This window comes from Mesorhizobium sp. M0833, assembly GCF_040319905.1.
Classification (GTDB): Bacteria; Pseudomonadota; Alphaproteobacteria; order Rhizobiales; family Rhizobiaceae; genus Mesorhizobium.
The window spans coordinates 21714-38855 of sequence record NZ_JAMYOQ010000004.1 but is presented as its reverse complement, the minus strand read 5'-3'; the positions used below and the strand labels follow the sequence as shown (position 1 = coordinate 38855).

Sequence of the window (17142 nt, the reverse complement as noted above, 5' to 3'; positions counted from 1 at the left end):
TCGCCAGCCCACCTGGGCAGCTCAGCGCCGCGGCGGCAGTGCGGCGCGCAGCCAATTGCTGGGTGCAGCCGGAGCCGCATTGCGGCCCCGGCGAATACCAAGCAGCTTGCATTTGTCGATGAAGTTCATCCGCGCTGCATGCCCCAGCCGACCGAAAGCTGCCTTTCGCTCGAACGCGGCGACACCGGCCAGCCAATGTCCTTCTGGATCTCAGGCGGCAAGCTGTTGAGGATGCGCAGCGACTTGCGCGCTTCACGTGTTTTCTTGAAGGCCGCACCATAGCGGCCGAGGCTTCCGAACATCGACATCTTGATCTCCTTTGGAGCGTTGCGGTGGCCGAAAACTGTTTCTGCCTGCCGTTCGATGCCGGTTAAATGCTCCGCACATGTATCTGGCGGATTTCACGAAAACGCGATTTCGTTTCGAGATCGGCGCGATCTGGAAACATTTGCATACAAATGAAAATGGAAAGGCTGACAGCCTAGCGGAGGCAAGTCATCCCCGCCCGCGCCGCGCGGCGTGGCCTTCGCGCGAACGGCGCCTCGGGGCGGCGTCGCCGGCAATGCCGTCTTCGCTCACCGTCTTGCGCGGCGGCAGTTTCACCGCCGCCGACAGCTTGGGGAACGGGTCGATCTTATTTGGGAGCGCCATGGCATAAACGAAATGTTCCTGGAATTTCGGCTCCAGCGCCGTCTCGATCTTCTCGATCCTGCTGACGGTTTCCTCGATTTCGCGGCGATAGCCGCGGTTCAGGAGCGCCATGCGGGCGCCGGCGCCGGCCGCATTGCCGACGGCCGAGACCTTGTCGAGGTCGCAATCCGGGATCAGGCCCAGCACCATTGCGTATTTCGGATCGATGAACGAGCCGAACGCACCGGCAAAATGGATACGGTCGACATGTTCGGTGTGCTGCTTTTCCATCAAAAGCTTGGTTCCGGCGTAAAGCGCCGCCTTGGCAAGCTGGATGGCGCGCACGTCGGTCTGGGTAATGGTGATCTTGGGCTCGCCTTCCTTCAGCACATAGGAGAAGGTGCGGCCATTGGCTACAACGCGAGGCGAGTGGCCGCTCAGCGATCCATCGACGACGCCGTCCTCGGAAATGATGCCGGCGAGGTACATCTCGGCGACCACCTCGATGATGCCGGAGCCGCAAATACCAGTGACGCCGGTCGCCTGCACGCTGTCGAGGAAGCCCGGCTCGTCGGACCAGAGTTCCGAGCCGATGACGCGGTATTTCGGCTCCAGCGTTTCGGGATCGATACGGACGCGCTCGATTGCACCCGGTGCGGCGCGCTGGCCACCGGAGATTTCCGCACCCTCGAACGCCGGGCCGGTTGGCGAGGAGGCCGCCACGACCCGCTGGCGATTGCCGAGCACGATCTCGGCATTGGTACCGACATCGACGATCAGCATCATCTCGTCCTGCCGGTGCGGGCCTTCCGACAACGTCACTGCAGCCGCATCAGCGCCGACATGGCCGGCAATGCAAGGCAGCATGTAAAGCCTGGCGCCCTGGTTGAGTTTCAAGCCGATATCCGATGCCTTGATGTGCACGGCGCCGGAGACGGCTAGCGCGAAGGGAGCGCCGCCGAGCTCGGTCGGATCGATGCCGAGGAACAGATGATGCATGATCGGATTACCGACGAAAACGGAATCCAGGATATCGTTACGCTGGACGTTGCCTTCGGCGCAGACCTTGTCGACGAGGCCCGAAATGGCCTCGCGCACGGCGACCGTCATGCCTTCGCGGCCGTCCGGGTTCATCATCACGTAAGAGACGCGGCTCATCAGATCCTCGCCGAAGCGGATCTGCGGATTGGAGGTGCCCGACGAGGCGGCGACCCGACCCGACAGCAACGACACCAGATGCATGGCGATCGTGGTCGAGCCGATATCGCAGGCAAGCCCGTACGCCTCGTTCTTCAGGCCAGGCCACAGGGCGATGACCCGCGCGGTCTCGCTGTCGGTGTCCTTGTGGATGGCGGCCGTCGCGGCCCAGTTGCCTTTGCGCAAAATGCCTTGCACCTGCGGCAACAGATGGAAATCGAAATCGAGGCTCTTGAGGCCCCAGTCCTTCATCAGCGCGATCTTCAGACGGTCGAGGTCGCCGAGCGGCTTGTGCATGTCGGGTTCTTCGATCTCGACATAGCACATGCGGATAGCCGCATCGCGGGCGATGACCCTGGTATCGGCGTCCTTGCGGATAGTCTGCGCGTTAATAACGGTGTCCTGCGGCACGTCGACGACGAGATCGCCGAGGATCTGTGCCGAGCAGGACAGGCGGCGCCGCTCGGGGAGCCCGCGAACGCGCTCGTAGCGCTCTTCCTTGGCGCCCTTGGGCGAGAGGTGATCGTTGGAGGAGACGATCTTGTGCTTGGCGAAATTGCCTTCCTGCACCTCGATCTGGCAACGCCCGCAAGTGGCACGCCCGCCGCACACGCTCTCGACGTAGACACCAAGCTGGCGCGCGGCATCCAGAACCGGCGTGCCGACCGGAAACCGCCCGCGCTTGCCCGACGGCATGAACAGCACGAGCGGATCAGTGATGTTGACGGGAGAGTTCATTCGTTCCAGACTTTACTTTCTACGCTGCTCGGGTCTTGGCCACGGCAGCGATGCCGCGGTGTTTCGGTTCCTCCCCAGTCGTAAACCCATATCGTGTCGGCCAAGCCATGGCTCAACCCCGGGCCATCCGAGCTTCGCGGCCGCCGCGCCTGCGTCCGCCATTGCCATTGCCATCGCCCGGCGCGTTGACCTGCGTCCGGGCGGCAACGGCCTGGCCGCCTTCAGCAGGCTTGTAGTCCTTGTATGTCCTGATCCAGTTGGTGCAGTTCTCGTCGGTGCCGTTCAGCACGTTGGCGCCGCGCACCGCTTCCATTTCCTGCGGCCGCACCGGGTTCATGATCGCCGAGGTCATGCCTGCGCCGATCACCATCGGGATGAAGGCGGCGTTGATGCCATGACGGTGCGGCAGGCCGAACGAGATGTTGGAGAGGCCGCAGGTGGTGTTGACCTTGAGCTCCTCGCGCAGCCGGCGTAGCAAGGCAAATACCTGGCGGCCGGCATCGCCAAGCGCGCCGATCGGCATGACCAGCGGGTCGACGACCACGTCATGCGCCGGAATGCCGAAGTCGGCACAGCGCTGAACGATCTTCTTGGCGACGGCAAAGCGCACATCGGGGTCCATCGAAATACCGGTCTCGTCGTTGGAAATGGCGACGACCGGAACGTTGTATTTCTTGATCAGCGGCAGGATGGCTTCGAGCTTTTCCTCCTCGCCGGTGACGGAATTGACCAGCGGCCGGCCCTTGGCGACCTTCAGCGCCGCTTCGATCGCGGCGGTCACCGAGGAGTCGATCGACAGCGGCAGATCGACCAGGCCCTGCACGATCTCCAGCGTCTGCACCAGCAGCGCCGGCTCGGTGGAGTTGGGGTCGACTGCGGTGACGCCGGCGTTGACGTCGAGCATGGTCGCGCCGCAGGCGGCCTGCTCCAGCGCATCCTTGATGACGGTCTCAAAATTGCCGGCGATCATTTCGGCGGCGAGCTTTTTGCGGCCGGTCGGATTGATGCGCTCGCCGATCACGCAGAAGGGCTGATCGAAGCCGATGATGATTTCTCGTGTCGCCGATGCGACGATGGTGCGGGTCATGAAATCTCTCCATCGTGATATAAAGAGTTCTTTATATCGTTATCTGTTTGTGATCAAGCGAATGCTGACGATTCGCGCTGTCAATGCGCGGTTTTGACCATGTCGACCTGGGTTTCGGTGAGGTCGTCATGCAGTATGTGGTCGAGCCGGTCGGCAACGAGCTGGTCGTCGCGGCGGATTTCGCGCTTCCATGGCCGGCGGCCCTTCAGCACGCCGGATTCGTCGACGATCTCGGCGACGTATTCTTCCTGGCGATAGGCCATCACATGAACGCCGGACACACCGGGAATTTCCTTCACCTCATTGATGATGTCGATGCAGAGCTGCTTACCTTCCTTCTTCTGATCCTGAGCGCCTTCCAGGCGCTTGACGATCTGATCGGGAATGTGAATGCCCGGCACGTTGGAGCGGATCCATTTGGCCGTCTTGGCCGAGGCCAGCGGCCCGACGCCGCACAGGATGAAGCATTTCTCGGTATAGCCGAGATCGCGGACCTTCTGCATGTAGGTACGGAACATCGGCACGTCGAAGCAATACTGGCTCTGCACGAACTGCGCGCCGGCAGCGATCTTCTTGCCAAGCCGATAGGGCCGGAAATCGATCGGCGGCGCGAACGGGTTGATGGCCGCGCCAAGGAAAAGCTGCGGCGGGGTCGTCAATTTGCGGCCGGACAGGAATTTTCCGTTGTCGCGCATGATACGGCAGGTTTCGAGCAGCGACATGCAGTCGAGATCGAACACCGGCTTGGCGCCGGGCTGGTCGCCGGCCTGCACGCCGTCGCCGGTCAGGCAGAGCATATTGGCGACGCCCATCGCAGCACCCCCAAGCACGTCGCCCTGGATGGCGATGCGGTTCCGGTCGCGGCAGGCGATCTGCATGATCGGGGCATAGCCCATGCGGGTCAGGAGGGCGCAGATGCCGACCGACGACATGTGGCAGTTGGCGCCGGAAGCGTCGACGGCATTGATGGCGTCGACCCAGCCGTCGAAAATCCTGGCGCGGTTGTAGACGTCTTCCGGATCGGCGCTGTCGGGCGGATTGAGCTCGGTCGTCACTGCGAATTCGCCGCGTCTCAATACGCGCTCCAGGCGACCACGCGAGGTGTGGCCGGGCAGGGGATCGAGCGGCAAATGGATGCCGGCCGGATTCTCGTCGGGCTGGCGGCCAATCATGCCGACGCTCCAGTGTTGGTAATGTTCCGGGCCGCATCGCGGGCGGCCGCCGCCTGCGCGGTGACGCGCAGCCACGCGGAGGTCTCGCGCAAGGATTGGTCGACTGGTTTCTGCACGTCAAAAATCTTGTCGCCATGCACCATGTTCCGCGAGCCTTCCCAGGCCTTAACCCAGACGCAGGGCATATCAGGCTCGACCTCGCAATTGCCGTTGGCGCGGACACCGCCACAAGGGCCGTTGCGCAGTTGCTTGGGGCAGTTCATCGGGCACGACATGCCGGTCGAGGAAAGGATGCACTGGCCGCACATGCGGCAGTCGAACATGAAACCCTTGACGCGCTTTTCGACGAATTTCACCGGTCCTTCGACGCGGCTGTAGCCGATGCCCTTCCACAGCGGGTGGAGGAGCAGAAACATATCGGCGAATTTGGCGTAAAACCATTCGAGCAGCCGCGAATGCCGGACCGACCAAAGCCGCACTGCAAACGAGCGCTGCACGCGCCGCTGCGGCGACACGTCGGCCGGCTTGTAGTCGGATTTCGGCGCCGCCTTCCTGACGATGGTCGCCTGCGTCAGGCCGGTCTGAGCCGTCGTCGCCGGCATTGATTGGGGATCAGACATTTTCTTTGCCGCCCGCCTTGACCAGAGCGACCAGCCGCTCGCGGTCGTATTTCGCATCGATTTCCTGAAGAGCCTTCTCGGCCTCGGCTTCAAGATCGTCACCGACTAGGATGGGTTCTGTCTTGCGCCATTCGGCAAGATAGTCGTCGGTGCCGCCGGCGCCGGTGCGCATGGCGCACATGTCGATCGCCTCGGTGAAGCGCAGCGGCAGTTCGCGCTTGGCGTTCTGCCGGCCCTTTTTGACGATGACCTGGGCGGGGATGTCGCGCCAGTAGACGACGATCAGATCGGCCATGAATTCCTGCTCCTGCAGAGCGCCGCGCGTCCAATCGAACGCACAAACGATGCTCTACCATCTAACTCCGCTGCATCGTGCCCTCCAAAGATCGATTCCGATGTTTTGGGCCAATGCAGTGGTTTCGAGCATTGCCGGAAGCGCTGTTGGGCTGCTTGTTATGGGACGACGCGGGGGCCTTCAAAAGCGACGCAATCGACGGCCGCGGTTGAAAGCGGAGTCTTTCAGCACAGATCAGCCGGCGCGGCCATCGAAGCTGCCGACCAGCTTCCTGTGGAAGCGCACGTAACCTCGTTCGGTCGTGCCTAGATGCTCCGCGACGATCTCATGGAAGCGCGGCAGGCGGTGGAAGGGAACGGCCGGATAGGAATGGTGCTCCGAATGGTATGGCATATTCCAGGCCGCGAAGCGCACCAGCCTGTTGGTGAAGGTGGTGCGGGTGTTCTCGAGCATGTTGGCGACATGCGGGCACAACGCGTGCTCGGCCAGCAGGTAGGCCCGCAAAAACGGCTGTCCTACCAGCATCGGCACGATCCAGACCCACAACAGCAGCGCCGACTGTATGGCGAGAGATGCTGCCAGCAACACGGCATAACCGATAAGGAACAGCCGTGCTTCGGCAACCACCTTCCCGCGACTCTTTTCCGGTACGAAGCCGTCGCGATTGCGGCCAGCCGCATTGGTTGCGACCACGCGGCCCATGGCGATCCAATAGGGGCCGCCCGACAGATAGCGCAGATATTGGCTGACGGTCTCCGGCTTCGGCGCCCTCAGTTCGGGGTCGTTTTCCGGGTCGTGCGTATGGCGGTGATGGGCGAAATGGAAATAGCGGAACCATGCCGGCGGCAGCAGGATCAGGAAGCCGGCCACGGCGGCAACAGCGCGATTGAGCCACGCCGTCCTGAACGCCGTTTCATGGATGGTCTCGTGCAACGGCGTGAAGAAGAAGACGATCAGGATTCCCTGCGGCAAGACGAGAAGCGGCCAGAACGGGATGCGGGCGGCGATCAACGCGCCCAGCAGGATAACCAGCCCGCCATGGGCGGCCAGCCGGACAATGCCTGGCCAGTCAAGCCTGGCGGTGAGGTCGCGACGGTCCTCGACCGAAAGGCCGGCAATGATGGTGCGGTGGTCGATGTCGCTCATGATGCAATGTTAGCGGGGGGTGGGCATCCGGTAAATCGGCGCGTCACCAGACGCCGTGTTGAGCGAAGGCTCGTCTCGTGTATTGTGGAGGCGCAATCGGGGCTGGTCGATATTGCATAAATTCTGGTTCTTTTCGTTCTACGTCCTATTGGGTGCCGGCATCATCATTGCGCTCAAACTGATCGGCCCAATTGTCCTTTGTTTCTTGGTGGCGATTCCTATCGGGTATTTTTTGGAATCAAAATTCTTCGTGAATGGTCGGCTAAAAAACTTCCGCCGAAGATAGCCGTTCGAACCACGCGGCTATCGAACGGCAACTGATGGTGTGTTCTGTTCAGAAATGAGAAATGGCGGCGCTGCCTGAGCTGGGTAGCGTCCCGACTTCGTGGCCGGCGAAGAAGCGCTTGCCGAGGCGCGTCAGCACCATCGTGGCCCATGGCCGAGGTCCAGCCTTGCCGCCGCGCCCGGGCGAGCAGTAATTGCTTTTTGGATTCAGAGGCTTCGAGGATGACGCTGACCGGCCCAAGTTGATCGGCGACCGCGTTGACGATCGCCCAGATATGCGAGCCGCCTTCGGTGACGACGACGATCGGTCGTTGGTTTGGTTCCGACCGTGCCATGGTTCGCGACCTCCGCAAAGACCTGTTCTTTGCGTGCGAATGCTAGGCTGACCGGGTTAACCCTTGATGATCGGAGGGCTCAGCGCTTGAATTCGAGGATGTCGAGCTTCGATTCGTAATAGGGCGCCGGGAACTCGATGCGCCATTCGCTGGCGCTGTTGCGGAAGGCATAGCCGACCTGATCGCTTTCCGGGCCGCTGCCGTAGGGCTTTGCCGGATCGTCGTTGACGTAGAAGGAACCAAGATAGATCGCGCGTTTCTCGCCATCGTCGAAGAAGCGGCCCTTGGTGCGCTGCGAGCCGGTGATCTTTTCCAGTCTCCAGCCGGAACCGTCGTCGCTCACCTTGCATTTGAACCAGCCATAGATGACGAGCGGGCTCAATCCGCCGGCCTTGATGGTGCGGCATTGCCACTTGCCGGTCAGGTCGTTGTCGGAGAAGGAAACCAGCGGCTTTGCCAGCAAGGCGTCGAGCTGCTTGACCTCGGCTGGATCGCCGGCCTTCGCCTCGTCAAGCGCTGCCTTGCGCGTCTCGCCATATTTGTCGAGCCGCGCCTTGTCGGCAGCCGTTATCAACTTCTGCACCTCGCCATCGGCGAACGCGGGCATGGTCAAGCAGAGGACAGTTGCTGCGGCAAACATGAGGCGAGCGATCATCGGTGGCGTTTCCCTGTTGATGGCTGGAGCAGCCCGTTTTCTTGTCTGGCGCATACCTTAATGTTTCGCCACGTTCTGTCATCCGTGCTTGGGCATCGACAGCGGAAACGAGGTGGAAAGAATGCGGATCTTGCTGACGGGATCGTCGGGTTGGCTGGGCAGCGCCTTGGCACCGCGCCTGCGGGCCCTCGGCCATGACGTCACCGGCCTCGATCCCGTTCCGTCTTCGGAAACTCCAATCGTCGGCTCAGTCGCCGATCGCGACCTGGTCATGCAGGCGGTCGAGGAGAACCGCATCGAGGCCATCATCCACAGCGGCGCGCTGCACAAGCCCGACATCGAACGTTATCGCAACGAGGATTTCGTCGAGACGAATGTGCGCGGCACGCTCAACCTGCTCGATGCGGCCGCTGCATTCGCGGTTCAGCGCTTCGTGTTTACGTCGACGACATCGCTGATGATTTCCGAGGCCATACGCGCCGGTTTCACGGGAAGCGCGCGCAAGGCGGCATGGCTGACGGAAGACATGTCGCCGGAGCCACGCAACATCTATGGCGTCACCAAGCTTGCCGCGGAACATCTTTGTCGCCTTTACCAGCTCCAGTTCGGCCTTCCGTCGATCGTACTGCGCACCGCTCGGTTCTTTCCCGAAGCAGACGATATGGCGCACGTGATCGAACAGTCGGACGCCAACACCAAAGCCAATGAGCTTTTGTTTCGCCGGCTGACGGTGGAGGATGCTGCCGATGCCCATATCGCTGCCTTGGAGAAAGCACCGCAATTGGGCTTCGACATCTTCATCATTTCGGCACCAACACCGTTCCAGCCCGAGGATTGCGCGGCATTGATCGCCGATGCACCGTCGGTCGTCGCACGCTATTTTCCGGATTATCCGGCACTCTACGCGAAGAAAGGCTGGACGATTTTTTCGTCGATCGACCGGGTCTACGATGCGTCGCGAGCGAGGGACCGGCTGGGTTTCGTCTGCAAGACGAGCTTTGCCGATGTGCTCGCCGGGCTCGAAGCTGAAGAAGGCCTTGCCTAGAAGTACCGTCAAGCCAGGATTGCAGCGCTGGCCAGCTCCTTCGTCAGGTCGCCATAGCCGGTCGAGCGGCGCTCATAGGCGAGGCCGAGCATTTTCGCCGCCTTTTCGGCGACCTTGTCGAGTTCCGGGTCGTCGGTCTGAGCGATATAGATCAGCTTCTCGTAATTGCCGAAATAGTCCTTGATCAGCTCCGGGTGCTTGTCGAGGCCGAGCGGCTTCATGAAGAAGGCATCGAATTGCCGGCAGAGGAAGTCGGTCATGTAGAACGACATCATGTCGTCATCGGCGACTTTCGCATAGGCATCCATGCCCTGGTAGAAGGCAAAGCAATGCGGCCCGGCCATGCGCTCGACGCCATGCTTCTCGCAGACCCGATCGAGCAAGCCACCCGTGCCGCAATCGGCATAGCCGACGAAAATGTGTCTGTAGCCGTCGGTCTTGGCCTTCTCGATAGCCTTGTCCATGGCCGGCGCGATGCGGTCCGGATAGAAATGGAACTCCGCTGGCAGGCAGGTCAGGTCGAGATGGTCGAGCCCAAGCTGCTCCTTGACCGCCAAAACCTCGCGCGCAATCATCCCACAGGCGATGACGAGCAGCCTGTCGCCCTGATCGGATTGTTGTTTTCGCGCGGTAGTCATGGAACCAGTCTAATCCATCTTCGTTGCTGTCCAGCGAATTTATATGCTGAGGGAGACACCAATCATGAAATTGTTCCGCGTTGCGCCGCTTCTCGCCTGCGCCTTGGCTGTTTCGGCCTGCGCCAACACGGTGCGCGGCGTCGGTAAGGACATCAAATCCACTGCTAAGGCTGTTGACGATACCGTCAAGAAACCCTGATCCGCACGGCTCTAAACATTTGGGAATAAAAAAGCCGCACTGCAAGGCGCGGCTTTTCTCGTTGGTGCCGGACTTATTGGCTCAGGCCGAAGCGCGGACGTTGTGCTTGCGCTTCATGAAGTCCTTGGCGGTCTCGACTGCCACCGCGGCGTCGCGGCAATAGGCGTCGGCACCGACGGCTTTGCCGAATTCCTCGTTGAGCGGCGCACCGCCGACCAGCACAACATAGTCGTCGCGAATGCCCTTTTCCTTCATCGTATCGATGACGACCTTCATGTAAGGCATGGTCGTCGTCAGCAGCGCCGACATGCCGATGATGTCGGGCTGGTGCTTTTCGATGGCATCGAGATATTTTTCGACCGCATTGTTGATACCGAGGTCAATGACATCGAAGCCGGCGCCTTCCATCATCATGCCGACCAGGTTCTTGCCGATATCGTGGATGTCGCCCTTGACGGTGCCGATCACCATCTTGCCCTGCTTTGGCGCGCCAGTGGCGACAAGCAGCGGACGCAGGATGAACATGCCGGCCTTCATCGCGTTGGCCGACAGCAGCACTTCGGGAACGAACAGGATGCCATCGCGGAAGTCCTCACCGACGATGCGCATGCCTTCGACCAGAGCCTCGGTCAACACCTTGTAAGGCGCCCAGCCGCGCTCGAGAAGGATATTGGTGCCTTCCTCGATTTCTTCCTTCAACCCGTCATAAAGATCGTCGTGCATCTGCTGCACCAACTCGTCGTCGGAGAGTTCCGAAAGGATGATCTCGTCGTCGGCCATTTTTTCTCAGGCTCCTTGCCGGCTACAACTATCGCGGCAGCTTAAAAATATCGCGCCAATACCTAACCCGCATGGGCCGGTTGTCCATAGCTGATTTGCGACTTCCCGCAAAACGAAAGCGACCGTAAATCTCTTGGAATTCTTGTCGATTTTGCGACAGGCGTTGGCGCTGGCGGGCCGTTTCGAATAGGGTGCATGGCTACGATCCGGCCAGAGACCGCAATATGCGGCCGCAAACGGATTTCAGGCCGGTACAAGAGCCCGGCCGGAGTAAATCAAGGCCAGAACGAAAGCCAGGGAAGAACGATTATGAGTGAGAACGCGCCGGTCGATCAGGAAGCGTCAAACGCGCGGCGCGGGCGCGCTGCCAGCGGTGGCGCCGCAGCCCGACGGGCTGCACGTTCGGGCGGCGGCCCCGGCACACAGCTCACCTATATCAAGCGCAAGATCAACGTCTATGAAGTGCTGGACGAGGAAGGGCTGGCGCTGATCGAAAAGAACACCGACACGGTGCTGGAGGAGATCGGCATCATCTTCCGCGACGACGCCGAGGCGCTAAAGCTTTGGAAAGAGGCGGGCGCCGACGTCAAGGGCGAGCGGGTGCATTTCCCCAAGGGCCTCTGCCGCTCGCTGTTGAAGACCGCTCCGTCCGTGTATACCCAGCACGCCCGCAACGGCGAGCGCTCGGTGCAGATCGGCGGCAACGCGACAGTGTTCGCGCCAGTCTATGGACCGCCCTTCGTGCGCGATCTCGACGGCGTCAGGCGCTATGCGACGATCGAGGATTTCCGGAATTTCGTAAAACTCGCCTATATGGCGCCGTCGATCCACCATTCGGGCGGCACGGTTTGCGAGCCGGTCGATGTGCCGGTCAACAAACGGCATCTCGATATGGTCTACAGCCATATTAAATATTCGGACAAGCCGTTCATGGGCTCGGTGACCGCGCCCGAGCGCGCTGAAGACACGGTGGCGATGGCCAAGATCGTGTTTGGTGACGATTTCGTCGAGAACAACACGGTGCTGACCAGCCTGATCAATGCCAACTCGCCGATGGTCTTCGACGAGACCATGCTGGGAGCGCTGAAGGTCTATTCGCGCCACAATCAGGCCTGTATCGTCACGCCGTTCATCCTTGCCGGTGCGATGAGCCCGGTGACGGTCGCCGGCACGCTGACACAGGTTTTGGCCGAGGTTCTGGCCGGGGCATCGTTCACACAACTGATCCGGCCCGGTGCGCCGGTTCTGTTCGGCACCTTCGCCTCGTCGATCTCGATGCAGTCGGGCGCGCCGACTTTCGGCACGCCGGAGCCGTCGCTGGTCTCGTATGGCGCCGCACAGCTTGCCCGCAGGCTCGGCCTGCCGTTCCGCACCGGCGGTTCGCTCTGTGCTTCAAAAATCCCCGATGCGCAGGCCGCCTACGAGAGCGCCAACACGCTGAACTCGACGATCCTCGCCGGCACCAATTTCGTGCTGCATTCGGCCGGCTGGCTCGAGGGCGGTCTCGCCTCCTGCTACGAAAAGTTCATGATGGATATCGACCAGCTCGGCATGACGCAGAAGTTCTCCCAAGGCGTCGACCTGTCGGAAAACGGCCAGGCGATGGACGCCATCCGCCAGGTTGGCCCGGGCAGCCACTATCTCGGCTGCGATCACACCCAGGCGAATTTCCAGACCGCGTTCTACCGTTCCAACATTGCCGACAATAATTCTTACGAGCAATGGCTGGCCGAAGGCGAAAAAACCGCGCCGCAGCGCGCCAACGAGCTCGCCCGCCGCTGGCTGGAAAGCTACGAGGCGCCGCATCTCGATCCGGGTATCGACGACGGGCTGAAGGACTTCATTGCCAGGAAGAAGGCGTCGATGGCCGACGCCTTCACCTGAAAGGAGCCCGAATCAGGCGGGGCTAAAGTCGCCAACATCATCCACAAGGAAGTCTGGCGGAGCGCCTTCTCCGACCCGGACAAGAAGGGATGATCCTCGAGCGCAGCATGGTCGAAACCATCGCGGCGGCACTTTCCGCACACGGTCTCATGCTTCGCGGCGGCTTCAATTTTGCAGGCGCTGAGAAGGCGCCTTCCGATCTCTCCGGCGCTGCCGCCAGATCCGTCCTGGTGGTGGGGCAGGCGGGTGCCGCACCTTGGCCGCACTTCCTGCGCTGGCTGGAGAAACAGTCACAGCCGATCGACGATCCGCTCGACAAATGGTCGCGCGAAGTGATCGGCGCGGTGGCCGGAAAATTCGGGGCGCGCGCGGTGTCACCGTCCGACAGGCCTTATCTGCCGTTCCAGCAATGGGCGATACGTGCGGAGGGGCTGAAGCCGTCACCGCTCGGCATTCTCATGCATCCGAAATATGGGCTCTGGCATGCCTATCGCGGCGCGCTGCTGTTCGAAGACAAAATTGCGCTCCAAGAACCCCGCGGCATGATTCACCTTTGCGACACATGTCTGGAAAAACCTTGCCTGAAATCCTGTCCGGTAGAGGCTTATTCGGCGGATGGTTTTGCACATGAAACCTGTCTGGCGCATGTGCGCGGGCAAAACGGCGCGCCCTGCCGGACCGGCGGCTGCCTTGATCGCAACGCCTGTCCATACGGCACCGACTATCGCTATCCGGCCGAAGTTCAGGCCTTTCACATGGCAGCATTCGCGCGTCTGTAGCGTCGCCGAATGCCGCACGAAATCTTGAAGCAGATCGCCTCACTACAGCTTGCGGCGACGGTCACCGCGGGTATCTATCGCAGGTCAGATCAACGGAGCGGATGATGGCCACGCAAGCGATGCGGATCAAGACAAGCGACGGCATTGCCAAGGCCCGGCTGTTCCGTTCGGCGGCCCCAGCCAAGGCAGCGATCATCCTCTACATGGACGTTTTCGGTCCGCGACCGGCGCTTGATCAGATGGCGGAGCGGCTTACGGGCGAGGGCTATGCGGTGCTTGTGCCGGACCTCTTTTACCGCAATGCGCCCTACGGTCCGTTCGATCCCAAGACTGCGTTCGGCGACGAGAGGAGCAAGACCGCAATCACAGGTCTCCTCGAAGGCACGACCCAGGAAAAGACGATCCGCGACAGCGGCGCTTTCCTCGATGCGCTCGCTGCGCAAGGACTGGCCGGGCCGGTCGGCATTGTCGGCTACTGCATGGGTGGAGCGCGGGCACTGAACGCAGCGGCCAGCTATCCCGGCCGCATCGTTGCCGCGGCCAGTTTCCACGGCGGCAATCTGGCTGGTGACGCCGCCGACAGTCCGCACCGGAAGGCCGCTTCGCTCAAGGCAAGGGTTTATATCGGTACGGCCGGCACTGATCGCAGCTTTCCGCCCGCGCAAGCGGCGCGGCTGGCCGAAGCGCTGCGCGCGGCCGAGGTCGACCATGTCATCGAGAACTATGCCGGCATGGCGCACGGCTGGTGCGTGCCGGACCACAGCGCCTTCGATGCAGCCGGCGCCGAGCGCCACTGGAAGCGGCTGACGACGCTGTTCGCGGAGACGCTCGGTCAGGGCACGCCAACCGTTACGACGTGACGGCGCGCCAGAAAATTCTTTCCATCGCCCCAAGGAACAGCCATTAGCCTTCGTCCAACAGGCAATGATGGCGATGATGCTGGACGAAAGCGAAGCCTCCGACGCTGAACTGATCGGGCGGGCGAAGGGCGGAGATCGGGGTGCTTTCGGCAAGTTGCTCGAAAGGCACTACGGTTTCGTCTATCGCGCCGCCTATCGCTGGTGCGGGAAAAAGGCCGACGCCGAGGATATCGCCCAGGAAGTCTGCGTCCGGCTTGGCCGGGCGATCCGCGACTATCATGGCAGCGGCGCCTTCACGACATGGCTCTACGCCATGACGCTGAATGCGGCGCGCGACATGATGCGCAAGACCGCCCGCGAGACGGTCAAGACCGATGCCTATGGCGCCTATGTCCTGATTTCGGGGGAAATCTCGGCTGAGCCGGAAGACCCGGCCGAGGCGCTCTGGGCGGCGGTGCGCAAGCTGCCGGACAAGCAGCGCGACGCGGTGCTGCTGGTCTATGGCGAAGGGCTGAGCCATGCAGCCGCCGCCGAGGCGATGGCGATCTCGGAGACGACGGTTTCCTGGCACATCCATGAAGCGAAGAAACGGCTGAAGACGCTGATACGTTCAGCCGGGGAAGTGTGACCATGGTCGACGACAACGAACTCAACAGACTGCGCGACATCGCGGCACCGGCGCCGGACGCGGACGCAAAGGCGCGTGCCCTCCAGGCCGCGCTGCGCGCCTATGACATGGAAGAAAAAACTTTACCGGCCGCCCAAGGATCGGCAAGCGGGCTTCGTCTCACAGAGCGAGCACAAAGGCTCTGGAGCGAAATCATGCAAAAGAAACTCTTCGCCACGCCGGCCATCGCCGGGCTCGTTGCCCTGCCGATCGCCGGATACGCTGCCATGTACATGCTTGGGGAATCCACATTCAGCGGGCCCGAATTCGGCGGGGACGATAAGATCACTGAGACACTGGCCGACAAGCCGGCGACCGTCAAACCGCCGGTCGTGGCCGAAGCAGACAAGCAGAAGAAGGCGGACGCCGACAGCGAAAGCCGTAACGCCGGCGAGGCGCTTGTGGCGCCGACATCGCCGCCGAAAGCGGAATCGACCGCAGTCGGCGGGTTGACCCAGCAGGACGTGTTCACCCGCAATGCTCCCGAACCGGCGCAGAGTGGCGAGTTTGTGCTGAATGGCGGCACCAGCACTGCGGCTCCGGCCGTCGATGGCGGCGCGCGGGTCGGACTCATGCCTGGCACGGTCGCCGAGCCCAAGCTGATGGCACAGCAGCCTGCCGCTGCGCCGGCAGACCAGATGCTGCCGCAAAAGAAAAACCGCGATCGCATCGAGAATTTCAAGACCAATCCGGTGCATGCCGCACTGGAAGATCCGGTCTCGACGTTCTCTATCGATGTCGACACCGCTTCCTATTCCTTCGTGCGGCGCTCGCTGAAGGAAGGTTTTATTCCGCAAGCCGATACGGTGCGCGTCGAGGAGATGGTCAACTACTTCCCCTATGACTGGAAGGGACCGGACTCCGCCTCGGCGCCGTTCAACTCGACCGTCAGCGTGATGCCGACGCCGTGGAACGAGCACACCAAGCTGATGCATGTCGCCATCAAGGGCTTCGACGTGAAGCCGGCCGAGCAGCCCAAGGCCAATCTGGTCTTCCTGATCGATGTGTCGGGCTCGATGAACGAGCAGGACAAGCTGCCGCTCCTGCAGTCGGCCTTCCGACTGCTGGTCAACAAGCTGAGACCTGACGACACCGTCTCGATCGTCACCTATGCGGGCGATGCCGGTACCGTGCTGGAGCCCACCAAGGCTTCGGAAAAGGACAAGATCCTCGCTGCCATCGATAATCTGACATCCGGCGGCTCGACGGCAGGCGAGGCCGGCATCAAGGAAGCCTACAGGCTGGCGCAGAAATCCTTCGTCAAGGACGGCATCAATCGGGTGATGCTCGCCACCGACGGTGATTTCAATGTCGGCCAGACCGACGATGACGATCTGAAGCGGCTGATCGAAAAGGAGCGCAAGACAGGCGTATTCCTGTCGGTGTTCGGCTTCGGCCGCGACAATCTGAACGATCAGATGATGCAGACCATCGCCCAGAACGGCAATGGCACCGCTGCTTATATCGATACGTTGGCGGAGGCCGAGAAGGTACTGGTCGAGGATGCCTCCTCGACACTGTTCACCATCGCCAAGGACGTGAAGATCCAGGTCGAGTTCAACCCGAACAAGGTTTCGGAGTACCGGCTGATCGGCTACGAGACCCGCGCCATGAATCGCGAGGATTTCAACAATGACCGGGTCGACGCCGGCGAGATCGGCTCAGGCCATTCGGTCACAGCGATCTACGAAATCACGCCTAAGGGCAGCGGCGGCGAACAGATTGATCAACTGCGCTATGGCCAGGCCTCGGTGAACAATGGCGGTGTTGCCAATGCCGACGAATATGCCTTCGTCAAGATCCGCTACAAGCTGCCGAACGAGGACACTTCGAAGCTGATCACCACGACAGTGACGTCAGCCAACGAAGTGGCGTCGTTCGACCAGGCCAGCACCGACCAGCGTTTCTCCGTTGCCGTTGCTGCCTTCGGCCAGAAGCTGCGCGACGAGGATGCGACCGCGAAGTTCGGCTACGACAAGATCATGCAGATTGCCACCGCCGCCAGAGGAGCCGACCCGTTTGGATACCGGTCCGAGTTCCTCTCGCTTGTGCGCCTTGCCTCGGCGCTCGGCGGTAACCGGTAGTGGCAATGACGGCCGGTTTCTTTCAGATGGAATCGTTCTGATAGGG

At 61.6% G+C, this 17142-nt stretch carries 18 protein-coding genes; 7 read left to right on the top strand and 11 right to left on the bottom strand.

All coding sequences use genetic code 11. From position 1 onward, the window contains the following. Positions 1-125 precede the first annotated feature (125 nt). The 9 genes from NKH98_RS06135 to NKH98_RS06095 all read right to left on the bottom strand — a co-directional run bounded on the left by NKH98_RS06135 (position 126) and on the right by NKH98_RS06095 (position 8160). Positions 126-308: a hypothetical protein gene (locus NKH98_RS06135; protein ID WP_352477599.1), complete on the bottom strand. Its 183-nt coding sequence runs from the start codon at positions 306-308 to the stop codon at positions 126-128. Positions 309-495: 187 nt separating this feature from the next. Continuing rightward, complete coding sequence (locus NKH98_RS06130; protein ID WP_352897176.1) at positions 496-2565, bottom strand: ASKHA domain-containing protein; 2070 nt, start codon at positions 2563-2565, stop codon at positions 496-498. Positions 2566-2677: 112 nt separating this feature from the next. After that, positions 2678-3652: a methyltetrahydrofolate cobalamin methyltransferase gene (locus NKH98_RS06125; protein WP_352646919.1), complete on the bottom strand. Its 975-nt coding sequence runs from the start codon at positions 3650-3652 to the stop codon at positions 2678-2680. A gap of 80 nt (positions 3653-3732) precedes the next feature. Next, positions 3733-4824: a methylenetetrahydrofolate reductase gene (locus NKH98_RS06120; protein WP_352477600.1), complete on the bottom strand. Its 1092-nt coding sequence runs from the start codon at positions 4822-4824 to the stop codon at positions 3733-3735. Further along, a complete protein-coding gene (locus tag NKH98_RS06115; RefSeq protein ID WP_352897174.1) occupies positions 4821-5444 on the bottom strand; it encodes a methylenetetrahydrofolate reductase C-terminal domain-containing protein in 624 nt (207 codons plus the stop codon). The genes NKH98_RS06120 and NKH98_RS06115 overlap by 4 nt, the downstream gene beginning before the upstream one ends. Further along, positions 5437-5739, bottom strand: coding sequence for a virulence factor (locus tag NKH98_RS06110; RefSeq protein ID WP_352897172.1), 303 nt, complete (start codon positions 5737-5739; stop codon positions 5437-5439). Before NKH98_RS06110 ends, NKH98_RS06115 begins: the two co-directional genes overlap by 8 nt. 234 nt (positions 5740-5973) lie before the next feature. Further along, positions 5974-6885 (bottom strand): fatty acid desaturase family protein, encoded by a 912-nt coding sequence (locus NKH98_RS06105; RefSeq protein ID WP_352897170.1) that lies wholly within the window; start codon positions 6883-6885, stop codon positions 5974-5976. Positions 6886-7103: 218 nt separating this feature from the next. Beyond that, complete coding sequence (locus tag NKH98_RS06100) at positions 7104-7505, bottom strand: hypothetical protein (protein ID WP_352897168.1); 402 nt, start codon at positions 7503-7505, stop codon at positions 7104-7106. Positions 7506-7584: 79 nt separating this feature from the next. Beyond that, positions 7585-8160: a DUF4893 domain-containing protein gene (locus NKH98_RS06095; RefSeq protein WP_352897166.1), complete on the bottom strand. Its 576-nt coding sequence runs from the start codon at positions 8158-8160 to the stop codon at positions 7585-7587. Positions 8161-8281: 121 nt separating this feature from the next. Here NKH98_RS06095 and NKH98_RS06090 point away from each other — a divergent pair, with 121 nt between their 5' ends. Then, complete coding sequence (locus tag NKH98_RS06090) at positions 8282-9205, top strand: NAD-dependent epimerase/dehydratase family protein (protein ID WP_352805160.1); 924 nt, start codon at positions 8282-8284, stop codon at positions 9203-9205. 8 nt (positions 9206-9213) lie between these two features. Here the strand turns inward: NKH98_RS06090 and NKH98_RS06085 are convergent, their stop codons facing one another. Then, on the bottom strand, positions 9214-9843 hold the full coding sequence (locus NKH98_RS06085) for a DUF1638 domain-containing protein (protein WP_352803960.1): 630 nt from the start codon (positions 9841-9843) through the stop codon (positions 9214-9216). 64 nt (positions 9844-9907) lie between these two features. Here NKH98_RS06085 and NKH98_RS06080 point away from each other — a divergent pair, with 64 nt between their 5' ends. After that, a complete protein-coding gene (locus tag NKH98_RS06080; protein ID WP_352897165.1) occupies positions 9908-10042 on the top strand; it encodes an EncA/B family entericidin in 135 nt (44 codons plus the stop codon). 81 nt (positions 10043-10123) lie between these two features. Here NKH98_RS06080 and NKH98_RS06075 read toward each other — a convergent pair whose 3' ends face one another. Beyond that, complete coding sequence (locus NKH98_RS06075; protein ID WP_023676506.1) at positions 10124-10822, bottom strand: cobalamin B12-binding domain-containing protein; 699 nt, start codon at positions 10820-10822, stop codon at positions 10124-10126. A gap of 309 nt (positions 10823-11131) precedes the next feature. On the opposite strand from NKH98_RS06075, the gene NKH98_RS06070 reads away from it, so the two are divergent. The 5 genes from NKH98_RS06070 (at position 11132) to NKH98_RS06050 (ending at position 17096) form a co-directional block, all read left to right on the top strand. Next, the gene (locus tag NKH98_RS06070) at positions 11132-12706 is read left to right on the top strand and encodes a trimethylamine methyltransferase family protein (protein ID WP_352477608.1); all 1575 of its coding nucleotides are present in this window, start codon (positions 11132-11134) and stop codon (positions 12704-12706) included. An 89-nt stretch (positions 12707-12795) separates the two neighbouring features. After that, positions 12796-13485 carry a hypothetical protein gene (locus NKH98_RS06065; protein WP_352897163.1) on the top strand — a complete coding sequence of 230 codons (690 nt, stop codon included), beginning with the start codon at positions 12796-12798 and terminating at the stop codon, positions 13483-13485. A gap of 104 nt (positions 13486-13589) precedes the next feature. After that, positions 13590-14345 (top strand): dienelactone hydrolase family protein, encoded by a 756-nt coding sequence (locus tag NKH98_RS06060; protein ID WP_352897226.1) that lies wholly within the window; start codon positions 13590-13592, stop codon positions 14343-14345. 67 nt (positions 14346-14412) lie between these two features. Further along, positions 14413-14973 carry an RNA polymerase sigma factor gene (locus NKH98_RS06055; protein ID WP_352897429.1) on the top strand — a complete coding sequence of 187 codons (561 nt, stop codon included), beginning with the start codon at positions 14413-14415 and terminating at the stop codon, positions 14971-14973. Between the two features lie 2 nt (positions 14974-14975). Then, a complete protein-coding gene (locus tag NKH98_RS06050) occupies positions 14976-17096 on the top strand; it encodes a vWA domain-containing protein (protein WP_352897161.1) in 2121 nt (706 codons plus the stop codon). Positions 17097-17142: the final 46 nt, after the last annotated feature.